This window comes from Klebsiella sp. RHBSTW-00215 (assembly GCF_014103785.1).
In the GTDB taxonomy this organism is placed as follows: Bacteria; Pseudomonadota; Gammaproteobacteria; order Enterobacterales; family Enterobacteriaceae; genus Klebsiella.
Window position 1 is genome coordinate 1959225 of the sequence record NZ_JABXQS010000001.1, and the last position, 21887, is coordinate 1981111.

The following is a 21887-nucleotide window of genomic DNA, read 5'->3' on the forward strand; positions in this document are numbered from 1 at the left end:
CACGGCCATGGCGGGACAGATAACGTTTTTCCCTCTTTCATCCGTGTGCTGGACGTTCAGCGACGGGGCAGGCTGGCATATTGACGTGATCCCTGCGTCTTCTGCGGTTCTGTTGCTGCGACCCGTAGCGCTGTTGCCTGCCGGCGCACCTTTACTGCGCTGGCGCGATGGCCAGCTTTTACTGGATATCGGCAGGTTCTCCCTGCCGCTCAGTGCCCGGGAGTGTGCCGTTTCGTGGCGCAGCCCGAAAATCCCGCGCCGGCTTTACTGCCCGCGTATGACATTACGGGAGCTGGGGCACCTGCTGAATGTCAGTGCGTTCGTTTTTATCTGCGGCGGTTACGATCCGGCCGCCTCACAAAGGAGATACCGGTAATGTACAGAACGGTTTTCATTCTGGCCCTGAGCTGTGTGATGCTCAGCGGCTGCTCAACCTCCAAAGAGGAAATGCTGCCGGCGGGCGATAACACCATGCTGGAACTGTGGAACGGGGCGGACGGTGGCGGCAGTACTTCCCGCCAGTCTGCGGCGGTCCGCGACACGCTGCGACGCCCGCTGACTGGCAGCGAAACGCAGGCGGACGCGCAGGCCGACCGCAGCTACAGCCGTACTCAGGAAAGCGAAATCACCCAGCAGTTTCCCCGGCTGCCCAACCCCGACATGGTGATGTACCTGTATCCCCATCTGGCAGACGGTAACACGCCGGTGCCGGGTTACAGCACTGTGTTCCCGTTCTACAGCCAGACGCAGTATGCCATGCCTGGCGAGCGCACGGAGGCCCTGTAATGCTTTCACTGTTTACGCGTAATAAATCCACCGACCGGCAGACGCCGGTTGATGACGGCCAGTCCGTTCAGGCAGATGAAACCCTGACCGCGGCCGTGAAGGGCCGGCAACCTCTGAAGCGCCCCGGGAAAATGACGCGCCAGGATGAGGAGAAGGTTTATCACGCCAATCCGTCCATCATTGACTTTTTGCCCTGGGCAGAATTTCTCGATGAAGAGCAGTGTCTCCTGCTCGATGACGGCGTGTCGGTGGGGGCCGTTTATGATGTGACACCGGTGGCGACCGAAGGGCGAACCGAAGAGCGCCTGGAACAGATCCGGGACTCGGTTGAGGATGCACTTCAGGACAGCTTTGATGAACATGACGTGAATCCCTGGGTCGTGCAGTTCTTCTGCCAGGACGAGGACGACACTGACGCGTACCTGGACAGGCTGCGCGGGTATGTCAAACCACATGCACAGCGCACGGCGTTTACCGACGCCTGGCTGGGTGAAATGGAGCGCCATATCCGCAGTATCTCCCGGCCTGAGGGACTTTTTACTGACTCGCTGATTACCGGCCAGCCGTGGCGCGGGCAGCAGCGCCGCACCCGGATGGTTGTTTATCGCTGGCTTGGTAAAAGCCGGGATCCGATGCCGCCGGTGGCGATGCTCAATCAGGTGTGCGACCGGGTCGTTAATGCCCTGGGCGGGGCGGGGATCCGCTGCACCCGGCAGAACGGCCTGCAGGTGCATGGCTGGCTGCTGCGGCTGTTCAATCCGTCACCGGACTGGGTGGAGAAAACCACGCTCTATCGGCAGGCTGCTTACGCAGACCCGCGCGAGACACCTGAAGGCACCGTGCCGGTCAGCAATGATTTTGCCGAAACCCTGTGGTTCACGCCGCCGGTTTCAGACCCGGAAAACGGCGTGTGGTGGATTGACAACAAGCCGCACTGCGCGGTGGCGGTGGAAAAACTGCGTACACCGCCGGAGCCGGGCACCCTGACCGGCGAGAAAAGCCGGGGTGAAAAGAAAATTAATGCCCTGATGGATATGTTTCCGGAAGGGACCATGGTGTGCATGACCGTGGTGGTACAGCCCCAGGACCGGCTTGAAGAGCAGTTTAACCGGCTGTCGAAAAATGCGGTCGGTGAGAATACCGAGTCGGGCCGCGTCCGCCAGGATGTGAAGACGGTCAAAGAGTATCTGGGCAACCGGCACAAGCTGTACCGGGCGGGGATCACCTTCCTGCTGCGCGGCGACGACATGACCAGCCTGAAGCGCAAGCGGCTGGAGCTGTCCACCGTATTGCTCGGGGCCGGTCTGCAGCCGGTACGGCCGGAGTTTGAAGAAGGTCCGCTGAACAGCTGGCTGCGGGCGCTGCCGATGTGCTTTAACCCGGACAGCGACAGAAAACACTGGTATACCCGTCTGACATGGGTTCAGCACCTGGCAGGACTTTTGCCGGTAACCGGGCGGGAAACCGGCACGGGGCACCCCGGCTTCAGCTTTTTCAACCGCGGCGGGGATACCCTGACATTCGATCCGCTCAACAAGCTCGACCGCACCCAGAACGCGCATCTGCTGTTGTTCGGCCCGACCGGGGCGGGCAAGTCGGCCACGCTGTGTGCCGCGCTCTCCCAGCTGATGGCCGTCCATCGTCCGCGGCTGTTTATTGCGGAGGCCGGGAATTCGTTCGGCCTGCTGGCCGACTTCTTTGACAGCCTCGGGCTGACGGTGAATAAAATCAGCGTCAAACCCGGGAGCGGCGTCAGTCTGCCGCCGTTTGCTGATGCTCACAAACTGGTGGAAGAAGGCCTGGCCGCCCAGGCCGTTGATGAGAGCGACCTGCCGGATATCGACACGGACGACGATGGCGAGGATGACAAGCGTGACGTTCTCGGTGAAATGGAAATCTCCGCGCGCATGATGATCACCGGCGGTGACCCGAAAGAAGAGGCTGACCTTAAGCGTGCCGACAGGGCGATGATACGTGAGGCGCTGCTGATGGCGGCACATGCCACGTATAAGGAAGGGCGGCAGATGCTGCCGTCTGACCTGCAGAAGGCGCTGTACGACATTGCCTCTGACAACGATGAGGGCGTCATCAATGTCCGCAATGCCCAGCGCAAGGCGAAAGCGGCGGAAATGGCGGAATCCCTGGGCATGTTCACTCAGGCCGGGAGCTTTGAAGCGGAGCTGTTCAACCGTGAAGGGGAGCTGTGGCCGGAAGCGGACGTGACGCTGGTCGACCTGGGGCATCTGGCGCGTGAGGGCTACGAGGCGCAGATGGCCCTGACCATGGTCTCGATGACCAACATGATTAACAACATCGCGGAGCGTGACCAGTTCCTGGGCCGGGATATTGTCTTCACGGTGGATGAGGCGCATATCGTGACGGTTAATCCGCTGCTGTCGCCGTACATGACCAAGGTGGTCAAGATGTGGCGTAAGCTCGGGGCCTGGTTGTGGCTGGCCACCCAGAATCTTAAGGATTACCCAGACATTGCCGAAAAGATGCTTAACATGGCGGAATGGTGGATTTGTCTGACCATGCCTCCGGAAGAGGTCAAAGATATCAGCCGTTTTCGCGCGCTCACGCCGGAGCAGGAATCGGTGCTGCTTTCCGCCAGTAAACTGTCGGGGTGTTATACGGAAGGCGTGGTGCTGGCGAAACGGATCGAAGCGCTGTTTCGTGCCGTGCCGCCCAGTCTCTTCCTGGCACTGGGCATGACGGAAAAAGAAGAGAAAGCCGAACGCCGGGCGCTGATGAATGAATTTCACTGCAGCGAACTGGAGGCGGCAAAACGCGTCGCGCAGAATCTGGACCGTCTGCGCGGTCTGACGGAAAAACAACAGGAGCCTGCCACGGTATGATGACACTGAAGTACCCTGAACCCACTATTCATGAGCACAGTGGCTCAGCCCTGTTCACCCTGTCGCCTCAGGGGGAGCCCGGTGTGCTCCCGGCGACCCATCAGCACCTGGTGAGGCTGCGGGCAATGCTCAGGCAGCGCCTGACCGGTCCGGTCAGAATGACCTGTCACCCGCACCGGGTGGGACTCAGCAGCAGCGTGGCCATCTATCTTGAGGGAAAGCTGAAGCAGGCGGTGAACATCCTTATCACCGTGACGGGACAGACGAGCTGGCCGCAGGAAGAGGAGTATGCGCATCCGCGCTGGTATATCACGGTGCCGGATTCGGCCGACCTGGCGTATCTGATGCTGTGGATTAACGGGCTGGACGTTTAAAACGAAAACTTGTCTTCACCAGGAGCATGATAACAAAAAGAACAGAATGCTTTTTTGATGCCGGCCGCTGGGGCCGGTTTTTTTATGACTGGCGAGTTTTAGTAAAACGGTAACGCGCGAGGTGTGGGATGAAAATAAAGTTTCCTCCTTGAAAATAGAGTTTCACCCTAAGCCAACGTGCGCTATGTTGATGATATCAACTAGGACGTTGGCTTTGTTATGGCTGGCACATTAAGACTCGAGATACGTCGAAAATTGGATAAATGTATTGCTAAGCAGTCAGGATTCCCTATAGCTCGCCTTCGGAGTAGGAGAAACCATGAAGGATGCCGTCTGGTCCGCGAGTGAAAAGTGCTGCATTGTACGTAAGGTTAAGAATCGCTGTCATAGTGTATCTATTCAGTATGTGTGCATATACAATAACGCAATTGCACAGACATATGCGGGGCGTTTTCATGCGATTCACTGACCTCAAAAGTGAGACCTTAAATCTAAGAGTTTCCAGAAAGTTCAAACAGGCCTTAAAGAAGGCAGCGGAGCATGAGCAGCGGAGCATGGTGAATATGCTTGAGGTACTCCTTTGTGACTATTGCGACCACAAAGGCATTGTGTTGCAAAGCCCAGAAGCCAGCCAAGAACTTGGTCAGGGTCGAGCAGTAACTGGCCGTAAAAAAAACGTAGGGGTTTCTATATGACTTTTCGCTATATTGGCTCCAAATCTAGACTCGTCGACAAGATAGCATCCCACATTGGGCCGCCTAGAAAGGGCGCGTTTTTTGTGGATGCTTTTTGTGGAACTGGAGCTGTAGCTGAGGCTGCTGCGGAGCATGGTTGGAATGTGCGGATTAATGATAGCTTGCACTCAGCTGTTATCTCTGCTGGGGCACGTCTTATCAGCCATGATCAGGTGACCTTCAAAAAACTTGGTGGGTACTCTGGTGCTGTTAGCAAGCTAAACGCAGTTAAGCCATTGCATGATTTTATGTGGCGCACTTATAGCCCCGCTTCGATCGATACGTGTGGAATTGAGCGTAGGTACTTCACCGAAGAAAATGCAGCTAAGATAGACGCTATGCGCTGCTTGATTGTTGAGTGGAAAGGTGCCGGATATATTGACGAAATTGAGGAGAGGCTATTGATTGCCGATCTCTTTAGTGCACTGAACCGCGTTGCCAACATTGCGGGCACTTTTGGCTGCTTCCTCTCCAAATGGACAAGCCAATCTCAAAACAAGATTGCCATGCGTTGCCGTGATCTCAAAGAAACTGGAGTGTGTGTTGAGGCTAGCGTGGGTGATGTGTTCGACGTTCCGAATGTTGCACACGACCTCGTGTATTTGGACCCCCCGTACACCAAGCGTCAATACGCGAGCTATTACCACATCCTTGAAACGGTGGCTCTTGGCGATGAGCCTGTGGTGGAGGGGGTTGCGGGACTTCGTCCATGGAAGGCCTTGGCTTCTGACTTTTGCTACAAGAGCCGTGCTCTCAAAACACTCTCGCGTCTGGTTCATGGCTTGAAGGCTCAAAGGGTACTGCTCTCGTACAGTAGTGAAGGGCACATCTGCATGCAGGACATGAAGGCTGAGCTTTCTAAGATCGGCTCGTCCACAATGTACCCTTTGGGCGCCATTGGTCGATACCGGCCAAACAAGGCAGCCAGTAGCTCGGCGTCCGATGTGAATGAGTTTTTGGTGGTCGTGAAACGGTCCATGGCACAGCTTCCCCAAGCCCAGTCAAAAACAGTTAAAGCTATCAAACCCGTTCTCGTGAGGAGCTATGCATGAGTTCTCCTCGGCCTGTTGAATCAGAGTACCTGGCCCCAGCAGAAGCGGCACTCACTCAGGCTGTGGGAGGGGAAACCAGCTTTGAGCTTCGGCTTCAAGTTTTGGAGGCAGCATCAGCGCGTTTTGGCGGGTTTGACCTAACGGCGTTTCATGAGGCTTTTGGAGTCAAGAGCAAGCGCGCAGCATCAGATCTTTTGGAGCTTGCGGTACCTGTAGCAAGTGCCATCGAGCGTTCACCTATTCACCCTGCTTTGGCACTGAGTGTCTTGGCGCGTGAGGTCTTGCATGAGCAGGATCGAAAAAGCACGGGCGCCTACCATACGGATTTTCGCCTGGCTACACGACTGGCGCAGCTCGCAGCCCCCAAGCTCACACACAAGAGCAAGGTGATTGATCCTGCCTGCGGTGCAGGAATTTTGCTAGCAGCGCTGACTCACGCAGTGTGTGGTATGGATAGAGCCAAGACGGCGCATTGGTTGGCTCACGGTGTGTATGCAGCGGATCTTTCTGGCAACTCTTTGCGTGCGGCACTGCTTGCGCTTGCTTCGTTCACTGATGATGTATCGACTCTTAAGGCTATGCGTGCCCGTTGGTACTGTGGCGATAGCTTGATGGCTGATCGCAAGGTTTGGACTGCCATGGTCCCTGAGGGGTTTGATGCGGTGATCGGCAATCCACCATGGGAAAAGGTCAAGCTCTCACGGCACGAATTCTTGAAGTCCTCAGGCACCAAGCGCCACTACGGGGCCCAAATTCATGGGCTTGATGAGGATCTGTTTGCCCAGCAGCGCAATGAGGTAGCGAACTACTCTCGTCGCCTGTTGGCTCGCTATCCCGATTTGGGTAATGGAGAGCCAGACCTATACATTGCTTTCACGGACCTCTTTTTTGAACTCTGCAAAAAGCAGGGTGTGGTGGTTGCACTAATTCCGGGTGGGCTCATTCGCTCGCAAGGTACCCGCGCCATGCGGCAGAAAATCTTTGATGCGAGCCAAAGCGTGTCCATGTCGATCATCGATAACCGTGCACGGTTCTTTACGATCGACACACGCTTTAAGTTCCTGGCCGTGGCTCTCACTAAGGCTGGCTCTGAAAAGAGCAAGCGTGAGCCCATCACTCTCATGCATGAGCGGGGCACCCCTACGGGATTGGAGATTACGGGAACTGCCACTATTGGGCGTGCAGCACTTGCGGGTGTTCGGGGCGATTTGAGCCTGCCCGAGGTTCGTAACGTGTCTGAGTGGAAGCTCTTCTCAAAGATCGGAGAAGCAGGTGTTTCGTGGGAAGAGCCTGGTTATGGCTGGACCCCGAAGTTTTGCCGTGAAGTTGATATGACCAAGGAGCGTCCTAAGTTCCTGGGGCGTGCCACGCCTGGCGCTTTGCCACTGGTGGAAGGTCGAATGGTGCAGGCGCATCGCTTTGGTGTAAAAGGCCACGTGTCAGGCACTGGTCGCCGTGCGTTGTGGGAGGCTTATGCCATCGGAGACTCACGCCTTGCCCCCCAGTTTTGGATTCGTCTCTCCGACATGCCCAGTGCTAACCAGCACCGTGCGGACGTGCTGCGTGTGGGCTTTTGCGACATTGCGGGTCAGACCAATGAGCGTTCGCTCATGGCCTCGTTAATTCCTGCTGGGGTGGTCTGTGGCAATAAGGTGCCCACGATCCTTTTCCCTGAAGACCCATCAGAAGAACGGCTGCTGGTGTGGGTGTCCATCGCTAACAGTTTTGCCTTTGACTGGATGCTTCGGCGTGTGCTCACTACGACGGTGAATTACTTCCTGCTGCAAAGCGTGCCCATGCCAAAACTCGCCAAAGATGGTTTGCCATGGAAGAGGCTGGTGAGTGCTGCACGCGAATTGCGCACACTTGACAGTGCGGGGGCTACTCGTGAAACCTACGAGCGCATGGCGCAGCTTCGTGGGGAGATTGATGCGGAAGTGGCCGTGGCCTATGGGCTCGATTTGAAGGACATGGAGTTAGTGCTCCAAGACTTCCCGCTTTTGGATCGGGGCCAAGTGGGCTTGCCAGGTGAGGCCAAGTCCACAATTACCCGAGATAATGTTTTGGCTGCAATGGCAAAACGCACAGGAAGTCTGTCTACAGTTTGGTCGCACCGTGCGATGCAGGCACGCGCGCTGGGGGCGATTGCTTATGTACCCTCTGAGTTCGCTCTGGGGGGCGAAGAAATAGAAGAAGGATCCAAAATTCATGGCTAATGGAGCGGGACAGGTTGCTCGAATTCTGTACAAGGAGATTGTTGAGGGAGATCGACGGAAAGCTGATGCGGAGTCTAATGACTCTGATTCTGGAGGGGGGGCAAGAGACTTTCGATTTCCCTACGAGGCGGTGTTGCCAGCTGTTGAGTTGATATTTCCCAATAAAATTCTCCGGGGTGGAAAGGCAGTACATCAAGGTACCTTCTTTTGGAACGAGCCGGACTCAACACAGGTTGTATCAAGAGCAGCTGAGTTTATGTCACCCACAAAGTCTCGGCCGAGAGAGGGATGGATTTCTCAGGTGCCGAAATTTTCATGTTTTGATTCGGACCGAATGCCATCAGGGGGAATTGGGAATCGCGTTTTGTTGCTTCTGATTCAGCTTCATGACCAGTCGGTTTGGCCGCACTTCGCGGAAGAAGCAACTCTTCGTGTTAAAGGCGTTTGGGATCCTTCAGTTGCTCAAGAGCTATTGAGTTGTTTGGATGCACAGCGGGCTGCTAATCGAGCCGTAATTGGCTATATCGACTTCACGAACATGCGTAGGTTCTGTAATGGTAAGTGAAAACTGCAAACAGGTGTTAAAGCTACTCGCACGTTCGCGCAACGTGCTGGTGTCTGGTGCACCTGGCACGGGCAAGTCCAAGCTCTTGGCCGAAGTTGCTTTGGCCTTTGAAACAGCCTTTGGTCTTGCTCCTGCAGGTGGCCCACCGCAGCTCAATCCCATGGGCGGCATCCCTATTCCCCCTGCTGCTGGGGTTGTTAAAGACATTCCTGCACCCACCAAGATGGACCGCAAAGTCTTTCGGACGGTCTTCCACCAAAACTCCAAGTACCGCGATTTCTTATCGGGCATCACGCCTGCGGTCAACAAGACAGCAGGAGACCCAGACTTCACCATCGTGAAGGGGACTCTGTACCGTGCCAGTGAGCATGCGAAGGGTGCCAATGGGGCTGCACTGTTGATCATTGATGAGATCAACCGAGGTCCTGCGGTGCAGGTGTTCGGTGGTGCCATTGTGGCCATTGAGTCCGATAAACGCTTGGCCTCTGATGGGGCCAAACTTGCTGAAACGCAGTTCTTTGAAATGCTCGATCCCGTCTCTGGTGATGTGATCGAATACGCACTGCCCCATGACCTCTATATCCTGGCTGCGATGAATCAGGCCGATGCGTCTGTGGAGCCCTTGGATGTCGCGTTCTTGCGTCGTTGGGAACCTATGCGCCTAGAGCCCGATGAGGCGGCTTTGCGGACGTTTTACGGTTTGGGTGCCAAGGGTGTCAATGCATTGCCTGATGTACCTGCCAGCGTGAACGATGCCTTGGAGGCTTCGGTGAGTGCCTGGATTGCTGTAAACGCGCAAATTGCTCTGGGCCGTGGTCCCGAGTTTCAGATCGGGCATGGTGTACTGATGTCGGATGTGAAGCCGCAAACATTGGGCCTTAATGAAGCTTTGGGCACGCTGTGTGTAGGGTGGGCGAAGGTGCGGGCACACGTGGAAGAGGTATTCTTCGGGGACACACGAGGAATTGCAGCGGCTCTTAATGCGCTGGATGGGCCAGCCTTTAATCCGTTCAAGCTCACCGAGACAACTTTTGCGGATGATTTACGCTTTCGTTTTGAAGGGCCCACGAATTTTGCTGAGAACAATATCTACGCAGCTCTCAGGGCATTTGCCAATCCGAGGGGGTAGCACGTGGTGAACCCCCGAACACGGCTGTCCCTTATTGAGTACGGTACACCCGTTGACCTGAGCCGTGCGATTGCTGAAGCGATTGGGGTGGATCGCACGAAGGCCAACAGCCTTTTATTGGAGGCTGGGAGCCGGATTGCGTCGAGCTTAAGGCTTAGCTACAACCCTATCAGTGTGGATGCCAAGGGCACACGTGCCATCGATTTTGCGGGCCTCATTCGCCTGGCACCTTCACTGGAACTGGAAGTTGCTCCCAAGTTTTTGGGACTCGACGACACAGATGCAGCGTGGCGCGAAGATTTCTTTTTCCTCTCCACGCTTTCACGTCATGGGCGGCTCTTGGCTTCCGAACGCTTATCGGCATCAGGTGGTACCCCAAGGGATTTGTCTACGCTAGTAGCTCGTTCCATCACGAGCATGTACGAGGCCCGTAAACGTCGGCCACTGCGCAGTTATCGTAGTGTGCGTGAAGCAGACTTCTTCATCGATGGGGATCCTGATCCGGTGGATCTCATCTTTCCTTCACCTGATGGCTTTGAGCAAGAGCTCATTCGCTTTGATCGCAAGAACGGTTGGAACGGGGATATCGTGGCAGCGGCCAGGGAGTTACTCCCTGAAGTAAGTGACCCTTCAGCCGCAAGTTCGCTGGTGCGTTTGATTGAGGACCTTTCGCCTCAGAACGTTGCTGCTAACCGTCGAAACCCCATTCCTGCACGGCACCGAGCGTGGAAGCCACTGCATGAGCTGTCTATCGATGTGCTCGGAGGCCTGGGGCTTAACTACAAGCAGGGACAGGCCCATGCACCTGGTTACTTAGTGAATACCTGGCGCGTGTGGGAAGATCTGTTAACGGTGGCCGCACGATTGGGCTTTGGTCGCAGTGCCGTAGTGCCCCAACAGGGCTATCCCTTAGGCACTAAGATCAGGATGATTACCGGTGCTGTGAGCAAGCTTTCAGTGTACCCAGACTGTGTAATTGAGCTCGATGGAACAAGGCCCAGGATGCTGCTGGATGCCAAGTACAAGGGCCACGTGGAGAAGGGACAGCTTCGCATCAGTGAAGCTGACATCTACGAAGCCCTGGCCTTCTCCAAGGCTACTGGATGCAACCTAGTGGCACTAGCCTATCCTGCACAACCAAGCGATGCCCCGCAGCCCGTAGGGACGTGCACTGTCTTTGAAAAGGCTGTGGTGGATGCCGTGCAAATCGTGGGCATTCAGATCGAGAGCCGCCTGATTTCTAGGGCGGGAGCTCTCAGATTATTTGCCGCAAACATGGCTGCTGGGGTTACAGCAGCCTTTGTGTGATTGATTCAAGGGCTTCTTCCTAACAGATTTAGCGATGGTTGATTTTACATTTAGGGGCGGTCTGAAAACGTTTAACATTGTCGGCAGCCAGGAGCTTGACTGCGCCATAACAGCAGGTTAAGTAGTTCCAAGCGTTGGCGTACCAGTATGCCTTTAAGGCTTTCTAATCGCTAAGTATGAAACTTTATTTCTACGGATCCGACCGGCAGGTGCGCCCGGCCTCTGGTTTAGGATGATAACCCCTCCTTTTTCGAACAAAAAAACACCGATCCAGGCGGCTTTTGCCGTTAGTTAGTATTAAACTTTATTTTCATCCCGCACGAGGCGCGGACATTTCATAAATGATTTGATGGGTATTACTTCACCGGGATTACGATCCTCTATCAGGTTAAACATATTATCCCTGCCATGAACTCTGCATCAGCCATCTGGTGTATGCTGCGTAAGTCAAAAAGGATGAATCGCCACGGGTTTAACAGTCACCTGGAAGGCGTCAGTCCGGAGGCCTTCGAAAAGGCCTCACCGTGAGGACAGATACTGTCTGCGGAAGCGGGGGCATTCCAAAGTGCCTGCTGCTGATCATCAAAACTTCAGCCACTGCCCGGTTTAGTCCGCCCCCGGATCCTCCTCAGACCGAGCCGTCAGTCCGACTGCGCTATGGGCCCTAACCCAAAACTGAAGTTCGCGCACCTACGCAAAATCTGTAATTACTCGACTGTTTAGCTGAGCCAAATTTTACGTATGAGCGTAGTTTTCAGCCCCGTTTTTCTCAGATTAAGCGACCAAAACAGTTTTCACACGGCTTGGGCACGCAGCGGTCAGTCAGAACAGGTAAAGCAGTGGGAAAGGAAAATTCTAAACTTGCAGATTAATTTTTGAGTTCTGAAAATGAGTTTATTGCGGCTTTTATGAACGGCCGCGGGCACGCTGACAGACGATTCAGTCTGACGGAGTCCCGATTCATGAAACTGACCCCTCTTGTTTTCCTGCCGGCTCTGCTGCCGGCATTCGCACTGGCCGGCACGGTCTTCTTCACCGACAGTCAACATCTGCCGACAAATCTGCCGCCGGACGTGCCGGTGGTCCTTCTTGATGGTCCTGACCGGCTGCAGGCCGACATGTTCGGGGAATTGCCTGCAGACCCGCAGCAGGCCGAAGCACAGGTCAGGCAGATTATGACGTCTCCTGCCTGGCAACAAAAACAGCTGCAACTAAACGATTCTTATCGGCAGGTGGTCCGGGCCTGGGAGCTGGGCATCAAAAAAGTGCCGGCTGTGGTATTTGATGACCGCGATGTGGTGTACGGCACCACGGATGTGGCCGTGGCCACTTCCCTGCGTAACCGGGGAGGTGGTCAGTGAATACAAAACCTTCCCGCATCAGAACCACGGTGTGCTCGCTGGCGGTTGCCACGGTACTGGGTACGGCAACCGCGCCGGCAGCTATTGCAGCACTTAACACCGCGCAGATTATTGCCAGCGCCGTGTCGCAAAACTGTATCAGCTGGCGTGTGAGTGGCATCTGTTACTGGCTGTTCTGCACCCCCTTTGGCTGCAAGGTGCGCACATCGGTCAAAGTCACCCACTTCATTCCTCAGACAGTCGTTTCGACCTATGTCGCTCCGGGCGGCAACCCGTGGCAGGAAATGGCGTTTGTCAGCCAGACCGCCGGCGGGTTAGAGAGTGCTGTGACCAGCGGGCTTTCCGGTGTTTCTGCCGGAGGAGCCAATCCGGCCGACATGAAAAATCCCGGCCAGCGCAAGTCTGCCGTCCGTTTCAAATATGCCGATGCGATTGGCCACCCGGCCACCTCCCTGATTGGCGGCAGTATTCCGGGCTATTCCTGTGATACCGCAGCCACCCCGTTAATGCCTTACTTCCTGAGTACGCTGGATTCGGCGGCCTGGCGCACGGGCGTGCCGGAGTCCCTCTATCCGGAGGCGCTTGTGCCCGGCCAGCGGGAAATCGGCAGTCAGGCCGCAGCAAATATGTGGGGCAACGTCTATCCCCGTTCGGGGTTTGTCAGCCAGACCGATGATGATAAAGCCTCTGCCGTGGTGGCACAGCGTGTCGCAGACATTATCACCCGCGCCGGGCAGCCGCATGTGTATCAGGTGCTCAAAGGCAACCGTCATGACGGGTACTGGCCACCGGGCGAGGTTAAGGAAAACACCGGCACACGCAATCACAAATGGCAGCGGCTGGCCCCCCACATGACACAGTCATGTGCCGTCTTCCCGGACGGGAGCCACACCGCCGCGAGCGACAACAACGAAGCCTTTGCGTTCTGGCAGCCCTACAGCTGCTGCAAACGACGCGGGCAGACATTTCTGGGCAGCACTGATATCTGATGAGGAAAACCGTGAAAAAAACACCTTCATTTTCAGCCGCTCGCGTAAGCCTGCTGCTGACCGGCTCCCTGCTGAACGTCCTCCCGGCCGCGCACGCAGCCGATGATGACAATACCATCCTGGGCATGTCCCTGCCGCAGGTGAACAACAGCGCCATCGGTTACGGCAAGTCCGTGGATGGGGCGGTGTCAGACAAACTGTTCTACACCCTCGGCGGCGGCTCGGTCATTTCCCAGCCGGCCACGCGCGGCAATATGCAGAAGCTGGGGCTGAATACCGGCTGGAGCAGTGACCTGATGTGCGGCAATTTTGACCTGAAAACCACCGTCGGCAACCAGCTCAACGGCGTCACATCAGGCTTTAAAAACCTGATGGGCGACGTGATTCAGGGGGCCACCGGCGCGGTGGCCAGTCTGCCGGCGATGGTCATTCAGCGGGCCAACCCCGGTCTGTATGACATGCTCACAAACGGCGTGCTTCAGGCCAATGTGTCGTTCGACAAGGCGCAGCTCAACTGCCAGAACATGGCGAAAAAGATGATGGACTTCAGCGACAGCAGTAACTGGACGCAGCAGGCCATGATGGATGAATACAAGTCTGTTGTGAACAGCGGAGACACTGACGCGGTTCGTGCAGATGAGGCGGGGCGGAAAGTCACCGGCACGTCGGGCAATAACTGGATTGGCGGTCAGAAACGTGGGGGGGCGGGGCAGCCCGCCATCCGTGTCACCCATGACCTTGTTGCTGCCGGCTACAACATGATGAACGGTCTGCCTGTCACCGCTAATTCGACTGTCGGCGAAAGCAGCTGTAACGGTGGCGCATGCTCTAAATTCGGCAGCGCGGAAGAGGCGGCGGCCATGACCGTGAAGGTGCTGGGCGATCGTTCGATGCGCACCTGTGCCAACGCGAGCGAATGTACCAGCGGTGATGCGGATGACCAGCCCGGTACGACCGTTGCCGGCACCGGCTTTGCCCCACTGCTGGAAGAGGCAACCAAAGCCAACGCTGAGCAGCTGGTCAGGCTCGTCAACGGTACGGAAAAGCCCACGGCCGCGAATCTGGCGAAGCTGAAAACAGGCGGACTGCCGGTGACGGCCGGCGTGATTAAAGCCCTGCAGCGTGATCCGGATAACGCGGCCCTGACCGCCCGCCTTGCAGGCGAGCTGGCCATGTCTGACACGGTGGAAACGGCGCTGCTGATGCGTCGCATGATGGTTACCGGTATGTCGGAGCCGAATGCTGCCGCTCAGCCAAAGGCCATTGATACCGCCGGCCAGCGTATTGAGGCGCTGGATCGGGAAATCGCGGCGCTGAAAAACGAGATGGAGATGAAGCGTGAACTGTCACGTAATTCGGTGCTGACCATTATCGACAGGGAGAACCAGCGCGTCGAAACCAACCCGCAGACCCAGTCTGATGACAATACCGACAGTCGCTTCAACCAGATGGCAGCGCCGCAGTCGGCTGAATGAGGGAATAAGGATGCGTAAAAAAACGACTGTCAGGAAAGTCCTGACCCGTGCCGGCATTTTCCTCGCCTGCATGGCGCTGTTCATGGTGGTCTCACTGATGGTGGCTGACACCGCCATGAAACATCCGACTGAAGCTGCTGCATTCCGGAGCTGGATGCAGTCGACGCGCTACGGCTGGCTGATATGGCGACTGGCGCTGTATGCGCTGGTTGCGTGGGGCCTCTTGAAAATCCGGCATGCGCCGGGTTTGCAAGAGTCGTACAGGCGACCACTGCTGCGCATCAGTGTGGTCAGTGTACTTTTTATCGCGTTATGTGAGTACGCGATGTTTACCGGTCCGGGAGCCTGAAGATGACGACAAACAGCTATCTTGAGTATTTTCTCACGCTGCTCGGCTGGGTGATCAATAACGGCCTGTGGAATGTCCTGCTGAGTACCGGGCTTTTTGTCCTGCCGCTGGCGTTTAAGGTGGTGGGGGTTTGGCTCAGGGTCCGCGAAGAGGGGGAGGATGAAGGCAACAAGGGGATGCTGTCGTTGCCCCGTATCGAGAACGCGCTGTATGCCGGTTTCCTGGTGATGATTGCCTGCTGCGTACCGCTGATTAATGTCAGCCTCAGTACGATGCAGTACGACACAACCCGGGCAAAGAGCTGTGGTGTGTGGACGCCAAAAGCGCCGGATGAAAGCGGCTATGCCGGCGTGGTCACCAGTCTCAACGGCCAGACGGCTGCAGCACCGGTATGGTGGGTGCTGATTCATAAACTCTCAAAAGGGGTAACCCAGGCAGCCGTGGCGACCATTCCCTGCCGCCCTGACATGCGCCAGATCCGCTTTGAAGTGCAGCATACGCGTATCGACAACAAAGCGCTGGCGCAGGAACTGCAGGACTTCACCAACGACTGCTATTCGGTTGCGTTGTATCTGTGGAAGCAACAGGATCAGGGCCAGACAAAGGACAAAACCACGCTGCGTGATATCGAATGGATTGGCAGCAGTACATTCCTGAGCCGGTATTATCCTTCGTTGCAGTCCAAACTGCCCCGGGCTGCGTTCCCGTGGACCGACAGCCGGGACAGCGGCCGGCCCAATACAGGAAGAGGAGGCTATCCCACCTGCAGCGAGTGGTGGAGCAGTACGGACACCGGACTGAAAGCACGGGTGAAGGACCAGGCCGACCCCGATATGTGGCTGCGTATCTCGGCCGCAATGAAAATGTCAGGCTTTAACGACAGTGACTATCAGGAAGCCGTCATCCGTCGTCTGGTCAGCCCGGAAAGCCTGACGGTCTCACAGAATGGTCACGTGTATGCCGGCTATGGCGGCAACGCCGATTTTACCCTGGATAATGCCGCGGCGCGCGTGGCCTCCATTGGCGGTACGGCCCTCGGCAGTCTGGCCGCGTTCCCGGCGTTCGATGCGATGCGGCAGGCGCTGCCAATGGTGCAGGCCATCCTGCTGATGGCAATATATGTCATGCTGCCGCTGATCCTGGCATTTGCGGCCTACGAATTCAAAACCGTTATTACGCTGACCTTTGTGATATTTGCTCTTAACTTCCTGACATTCTGGTGGGAACTGGCGCGCTGGCTCGACAGCTGGTTGTTAACCGCGTTGTACAGTTCAGACACTCACAGCCGCTTTAATATGGCAGGGCTGCAGAACAGTACCGATGACCTTATTATGAATCTGGTTATGGGAGCGATGTTTATTGTACTGCCTGCCGTTTGGTTAGGAGCATTATCTTGGGCGGGAGTAAGAATAGGCGATGTAATCTCTGGGGCACTTAAAACTGGGGTTGCTAAACCTCAAGAAACCGGGGGAGCAGCTGTAGATTCAGTTAAAAAAAGTGTTCGTTTATAATGGCATATTAAGCGAGGCGTGAATGCCTCGCTTAATCTAGTTTCTCAGACGTAATGTCATCAGAACCCGTATAATAACCATATCCATCTTTACCATATCTGTAACCGGGGCCTGTGCTTGAATCATCATCGTCAGGAGCTGACGAGCTGACATTTTTTGCAATGAAGGTGATACATAAAAGAAAGATCAGGCATGCGGAGATCACAAAACCCACTGTCAAAAGCCCTGCTAGAGTGCCGGCAAAAACCAGAATCAAGGGTATATGGCCAATCCATGTAGGTATTCTATTTTTCTTTGCCAATGTTACGCAAATTTTATCAAGATTCAGGAGATTAACTTTCATTTGCTTATAAAGGATTGCAAGTCTTGCTCCACGATTCCAAGCTCGATTTTTTTGAGATTGAGGCATTACATTCCTCCATACTAGGTAAGCCTTAAAGACCACTATAGCCATAGCCGATTTTTTGTGCAATTAACAAGGGCTATTAGTATCCTGTAATAGCCCCCGTTTAAACCGGACACTTCACCAGTAAGACATAGGCATAGAGCTATGTTTAAGGAGTGTCCTGTGCAAAGAATCGAAGTGATCACTGGCGAGCAAAAGCGCCGCCGTTATACTCCCGAAGAGAAAGCCCGTTTTGTAGCGCTCGCCATGCAGCCCTGACCTGCTCCCCGTTGATTAATACACCGTGATGTTAGTAATGTCTTCATATGACCCTGACCCCGAATATGCTCCAGTCATAATCAGGAATAACCGGCTTCATGTTGGCTGCATATTCAGGCAACCGGCAGACTTTTCAGCAAATTCAGATGGCGTCATCCAGCCCAGCGCAGAATGGGGACGTCTCTGGTTATAGTGTATGCGCCAGGCCTCGATTTTGCACCGTGCATCCTCCAGGGACATGAACCAGTTTTCGTTCAGGCATTCCTGCCGTAACCTGCCGTTGAAGGACTCCACCGTCGCATTGTCCGTCGGTGTTCCCGGGCGTGAGAAGTCGATTCTGATGCCTCTTTCGTACACCCATCTGTCCAGCATTTTACCTGCAAATTCAGAACCATTATCGGTTTTCAGCAACTGAGGTAAAGGACGTCTGAGCGCTATGCTGTTCAGCATTTCTGCCACTTCTGTTGAACGCAAATTCTGCCCCACGCAGATCCCCAGGCATTCGCGGGTGTACAGGTCGATAACCGTCAGCAGGCGCAGTCGTCGCCCGTCAAACAACGCATCAGAGACAAAATCCATGCCCCAGACGTGATTCGGATACAGACCCTGAGGCTGCGGTTGTCGGCGCTGGGCCGATTTATTGCGGCGTGGCCGTTTGAGACGCAGTGACAGCCCCTGTTCGCTGTAAAGCCGGTAGATCCGTTTGTGATTATCGCGCCAGCCTTCCCGCCTGAGCATCACGTGTACCCGGCGGTACCCGTAATGAACCCGGGTTTCGGTTATCTCACGGATGCGTAGCCGCAGTGCGCTGTCGTCGGCGGCCACAGAACGATATCGAAACGAGCTGCGGCTGACCCGCAGCGCAAAACAGACCTGTCTCTCACTGGCCCCGTAGCGGGCTTGCAAATCCCTGACCCATTCGCGCAGGTGTGCCAGCGTCAGCTCTTTTTTGCCAGCACGTCCTGCAGCATCGCCTTGTCGAGGCTCAGATCGGCAACCAGCCTCTTCAGCCGCAGATTTTCCTCTTCCAGTTGCCGCATATGCTTCAGCTCCGAAGGAGAAATACCACCGTATTTTTTACGCCACGTATAGAAAGTGGCATCCGAAATGCCCAGCTTGCGACAGACGTCCGGCACTGACGTACCCAGTTCAGCCTGCTTCAGGGCAAAAACAATCTGCTCTTCGGTGAATCGTGACTTTTTCATCGGCACCACCTCCGTTCAGGGGAGTGTTTATCATGCCGGAATTCTGTTTCTGAATGGAACAGGATTTTGGGTCAGGGTCAGTGGGGATAGGCCCAACGAAAACTCTGGTTAAACTGGCCCAATATGCAAGTAAACGCTGGCCAGCTACGCGAGGAGTAGTTGACCTGAGCAATATAGGGCGACAGCGAAAGTTAATGGCCTTGGTGCCAGTCGAAGAGGTCTGGGGTATTGGCCGTCGGCTCGGTAAAAAATTGCAGTTGATGGGGATTAACAATGCACTCCAGCTGTCTGAGCTGTCTCCTTCATTTATTCGTAAGCAATTTTCAGTGGTTGTTGAACGAACAGTAAGAGAACTCAACGGCATGCCCTGCCTGGGCCTTGAAGAGTTTACAGCTCCAAAGGAGCAAATCATATGCTCCCGCTCCTTTGGAGAAAAACCTACAGATGAATTCAGCATCCATCAGGCCGTCTGCGCTCATGCCGAACGTGCAGCGGAAAAGTTACGCGCAGAGCGCCAGTTTTGTAAACGAGTAGCGGTGTTCATCAGTACCAGTCCCTTTGCAGAGAATGAGTCGTTCTTTAAAATCAGGCTGTAACGGAGCTTGCTGTTCCGGCCCGTGATTCCCGGGATATCATCAAGGCGGCTGTAAGAGCTCTTGAAACAATATTCATCCCGGGGCATCGTTATCAACGCGCAGGTGTAATTCTCACCGATTTTCGCAGCGCGGCAGTATTACAACTTACCCTGTTCGATGACCTTCAGCCTCATCGTAATAGCGATGAATTAATGACACTCATAGACAGCATTAACAGCTCTGGTAAGGGTTCAGTCTGGTTTGCAGGGCAGGGCATTAAAAGTGATGCCACAGGCTGAAAGATGCGAATAGAAAGACTTTCGCCCGCTTTTACAAACAGATTGGATGATATTGTCAGAGTAAGGTAATCTTTTTTATATTTGCTCAAAACCGCACCATTGACATTACAAACTCTATACGGCAGGGTTTACAGTCTGTTACATGGTGAATAAGTCAAGCGTACTTTTCATTGACCGCTTTTTTAGTAAATATGTTTGGAGGATATGGATCGTGAGGAGTCTTACCGCCATTTTAATAATTCCTGCTCTTGTCACAGCCTGTAGCATGCAGGAAATAGCAGATACAAATAATAAAATCAGTCATGGTGCTTCAGGTATAATGAACTCTTTGAGGGGAAACTCTAACCCATCAACTGATGTTACGACACCAATGCATTTACCTCAGTCATTAAAAAAAGAATCCAAGTCTAAAAATTATACTGTAGCTGTTGATGTAGATACTGCTGCTGCCAGAATAAAAAGACATTACAAGTTTATGTCAAGTCAGGAGCTGGATAGTTTACGGAATAGCTCTAATGACGGGGCATGGAAAGCGGCCGCTGAAGATGATGCACATCCAGTTTGGGAGGCAATACCTGGTAGCTATTATAAAATGGGCTCTGACTGGAATGATAACGATCATTTAGATGTAGAAATTGAAAAAAACGGGAGTGGAAGTAAACTCTATATCCGAGATTCCGCAGCCAATTTAGGAATAAACTGCTTCATACAGAACACCAAGAAGATTAAGCAGCCGAGTCTGATGCTCTTGAACACCCGTTATGAAGCTTTGGCCGCCAAATTCGAGTGTGTCGATACCTTCGAATTTTAAGAATACCCAACGTGCCGTCGGTTTAGTTGTCGTCTTGTTCTTTACCATGCTAGGAAAGAATTCCTCGGTCTTAGTGAGACTCTCTCGGATTTTGTGCTCTAAGCTTGCGTAGACGAGTAGGCTCAGCGTCATGATCATCAGTAGTGCCTCGATTCGCTGAGGTTTCTTCAGGAAAATTGATGATGTTAAGAACTCAGGGCTTTTCAAAAAGCGAAAGCCGCGCTCGACCTTTTGCTGAGACTTGTAATGTTCAAGCAATGCAACCATTGTTAGGTCGGTGTTGTCAGTATCGTTGGTGGCGAGAATAAACATACCTACTTTAAGCTTGGCCAGTTTCACCTTTTCTAGATCGGTATAAGGCGTAGCATCTATCAAATAGTGGTATCCCGTCGGCTTTTCATCTTTCTTCGGCCGACCACGACCTGAATAAATTGGCTCTTTAACGATGGTTGATTGCGCGAAGCCAAGCAAATGACACTGGTTGGCGAAGTCGCTCATTGCTTGCTCGGCATCCACTGCGCAAGCAAACTGCTTTTTCTTTAGTTGTCCCAGCGCTTTCAGCTCTTTGGTGATATTTTTGTCTAAGTTCTTATAAAACGTTACCTGTTCTCGCTTGGTTGCTTGTTCACTATGAATCAACAGCCACTTCTGAGATACCGAGCCATAATCAGCGTCAACCCAACAACCCGAGTAGCCATTGCCGATATGGCTCAGCTGCTCTGGCTCAAGGTTCATTAAGGCCTCTTTGGCTGATTTAATGGTCATTGGAACACGCGTAATAAACTTCTGTTGTTGCTCATCCAGTGAACGAATGCTCTCTTCGGTGTATAAAGCGGCATCGGCGATGAAGTAGCGACTGTTTTGAGCTGCCTTCAGGCAATGAATATGCCGTTTAGTGACTTCTGAGAATGCCTTAGCATCATTGGTGTTACCACTAAGCGCTTGCATGTAAACAGGCAGGCCAGCTTGATTTTCGCAAATCAGCTCAAGGACCACTTGATTTAGCTCTGGACGGTGGTCTCGGCTGTAGCCTTTTACCAGCTTGATGGCATTAAGATCTTCGTCCTGGGCGTATTCACCATCGACATGGAAGCTAGTGATATCAAGGTGGACAGAGTCTGTTTTAAGTCCTAGCTTATCAACGACATGCTCTGCAATCGCTTGATAAAGTGCGGAGACATCTGCTTCATATAAAGCATCTAACGTGCGTCCGAGTACATCGTCCGTTAAATGGTGAGCTTCAATATCTTTAGCAAGCAACTTGGCAACAGGCTTCGTCTCGAAGAAGTCAGAAAACATATGCAGCGTTCTGCTGTGAAAGCCAAGACCATTGAGAATCATCGCCAAGACCGCATCGCCATGTGAAACGTTATGATCCGAGTACTTGGGAATGACGCGATCAATAATACCAGGTAAGCCGATTTCATGGCAGAAAGCAGCGATCAGCCCTAAGTGATCTAGGCGTTTAATGACAGGTTGAGCAGCAGACATAATAAAGTGACCGTTAAATAACAGTAATAGATCAAAACTGGGGATCGCGGTCAAGAGGTCTGTCGCACTAACATTTGTAAACGATCACTGGATCACATTGTTTTAATTCTGAAATTGGCTGCGGAATGACGGCTA

Annotated in this window: 19 protein-coding genes and 1 pseudogene; 17 read left to right on the forward strand and 3 right to left on the reverse strand. The window is 54.0% G+C overall.

Going from position 1 to position 21887, the window contains the following annotated elements:
* Nucleotides 1-7 precede the first annotated feature (7 nt).
* The 14 genes from HV127_RS09380 to HV127_RS09445 all read left to right on the forward strand — a co-directional run bounded on the left by HV127_RS09380 (nt 8) and on the right by HV127_RS09445 (nt 16707).
* A complete protein-coding gene (locus HV127_RS09380; protein ID WP_016151320.1) occupies nt 8-376 on the forward strand; it encodes a hypothetical protein in 369 nt (122 codons plus the stop codon).
* Nucleotides 376-786, forward strand: coding sequence for a TIGR03751 family conjugal transfer lipoprotein (locus tag HV127_RS09385; protein ID WP_016808256.1), 411 nt, complete (start codon nt 376-378; stop codon nt 784-786). Before HV127_RS09380 ends, HV127_RS09385 begins: the two co-directional genes overlap by 1 nt.
* A complete protein-coding gene (locus tag HV127_RS09390; RefSeq protein ID WP_016808255.1) occupies nt 786-3644 on the forward strand; it encodes a conjugative transfer ATPase in 2859 nt (952 codons plus the stop codon). The genes HV127_RS09385 and HV127_RS09390 overlap by 1 nt, the downstream gene beginning before the upstream one ends.
* Nucleotides 3641-4018 (forward strand): hypothetical protein, encoded by a 378-nt coding sequence (locus HV127_RS09395; RefSeq protein WP_016808254.1) that lies wholly within the window; start codon nt 3641-3643, stop codon nt 4016-4018. The genes HV127_RS09390 and HV127_RS09395 overlap by 4 nt, the downstream gene beginning before the upstream one ends.
* Nucleotides 4019-4709: 691 nt before the next feature.
* Entirely contained in the window at nt 4710-5804 is a 1095-nt protein-coding gene (locus HV127_RS09400) for a DNA adenine methylase (protein WP_016808252.1), read from the forward strand.
* On the forward strand, nt 5801-8020 hold the full coding sequence (locus HV127_RS09405) for an N-6 DNA methylase (RefSeq protein ID WP_016808251.1): 2220 nt from the start codon (nt 5801-5803) through the stop codon (nt 8018-8020). The genes HV127_RS09400 and HV127_RS09405 overlap by 4 nt, the downstream gene beginning before the upstream one ends.
* Nucleotides 8013-8585 carry a hypothetical protein gene (locus tag HV127_RS09410; RefSeq protein WP_016808250.1) on the forward strand — a complete coding sequence of 191 codons (573 nt, stop codon included), beginning with the start codon at nt 8013-8015 and terminating at the stop codon, nt 8583-8585. The genes HV127_RS09405 and HV127_RS09410 overlap by 8 nt, the downstream gene beginning before the upstream one ends.
* A complete protein-coding gene (locus HV127_RS09415; protein ID WP_016808249.1) occupies nt 8575-9714 on the forward strand; it encodes an AAA family ATPase in 1140 nt (379 codons plus the stop codon). Before HV127_RS09410 ends, HV127_RS09415 begins: the two co-directional genes overlap by 11 nt.
* 3 nt (nt 9715-9717) lie before the next feature.
* Entirely contained in the window at nt 9718-11022 is a 1305-nt protein-coding gene (locus HV127_RS09420) for a restriction endonuclease (RefSeq protein ID WP_016808248.1), read from the forward strand.
* A gap of 962 nt (nt 11023-11984) precedes the next feature.
* Entirely contained in the window at nt 11985-12383 is a 399-nt protein-coding gene (locus HV127_RS09425) for a TIGR03757 family integrating conjugative element protein (protein WP_016808247.1), read from the forward strand.
* Nucleotides 12380-13372: a TIGR03756 family integrating conjugative element protein gene (locus HV127_RS09430; protein WP_016808246.1), complete on the forward strand. Its 993-nt coding sequence runs from the start codon at nt 12380-12382 to the stop codon at nt 13370-13372. Before HV127_RS09425 ends, HV127_RS09430 begins: the two co-directional genes overlap by 4 nt.
* Entirely contained in the window at nt 13372-14847 is a 1476-nt protein-coding gene (locus tag HV127_RS09435; RefSeq protein WP_016808245.1) for an integrating conjugative element protein, read from the forward strand. Before HV127_RS09430 ends, HV127_RS09435 begins: the two co-directional genes overlap by 1 nt.
* 10 nt (nt 14848-14857) lie before the next feature.
* Nucleotides 14858-15196 carry a hypothetical protein gene (locus HV127_RS09440; RefSeq protein ID WP_016808244.1) on the forward strand — a complete coding sequence of 113 codons (339 nt, stop codon included), beginning with the start codon at nt 14858-14860 and terminating at the stop codon, nt 15194-15196.
* Between the two features lie 2 nt (nt 15197-15198).
* Nucleotides 15199-16707, forward strand: a complete 1509-nt coding sequence (locus HV127_RS09445) for a conjugal transfer protein TraG N-terminal domain-containing protein (protein ID WP_016808243.1) — start codon at nt 15199-15201, stop codon at nt 16705-16707.
* Nucleotides 16708-16738: 31 nt separating this feature from the next.
* Here HV127_RS09445 and HV127_RS09450 read toward each other — a convergent pair whose 3' ends face one another.
* Complete coding sequence (locus HV127_RS09450) at nt 16739-17116, reverse strand: hypothetical protein (RefSeq protein ID WP_016808242.1); 378 nt, start codon at nt 17114-17116, stop codon at nt 16739-16741.
* A gap of 351 nt (nt 17117-17467) precedes the next feature.
* A protein-coding gene (locus tag HV127_RS09455; RefSeq protein WP_100214960.1) for an IS3 family transposase occupies nt 17468-18576 on the reverse strand; the annotation gives its coding sequence in 2 pieces (ribosomal slippage) (nt 17468-18315 and nt 18315-18576; 1110 coding nt in all).
* A 53-nt stretch (nt 18577-18629) separates the two neighbouring features.
* Here HV127_RS09455 and HV127_RS31670 point away from each other — a divergent pair.
* The 3 genes and pseudogenes from HV127_RS31670 to HV127_RS32090 all read left to right on the forward strand — a co-directional run.
* Complete coding sequence (locus HV127_RS31670; protein ID WP_050547113.1) at nt 18630-19172, forward strand: hypothetical protein; 543 nt, start codon at nt 18630-18632, stop codon at nt 19170-19172.
* 38 nt (nt 19173-19210) lie between these two features.
* On the forward strand, nt 19211-19450 hold the full coding sequence (locus tag HV127_RS32085; protein WP_326928816.1) for a DUF4113 domain-containing protein: 240 nt from the start codon (nt 19211-19213) through the stop codon (nt 19448-19450).
* Nucleotides 19451-19661: 211 nt separating this feature from the next.
* A pseudogene (locus HV127_RS32090) lies at nt 19662-20120 on the forward strand (hypothetical protein); the annotation flags it as partial.
* A gap of 18 nt (nt 20121-20138) precedes the next feature.
* Here HV127_RS32090 and HV127_RS09470 read toward each other — a convergent pair.
* On the reverse strand, nt 20139-21752 hold the full coding sequence (locus HV127_RS09470; protein ID WP_087796122.1) for an IS1634 family transposase: 1614 nt from the start codon (nt 21750-21752) through the stop codon (nt 20139-20141).
* Between the last annotated feature and the right edge of the window lie 135 nt (nt 21753-21887).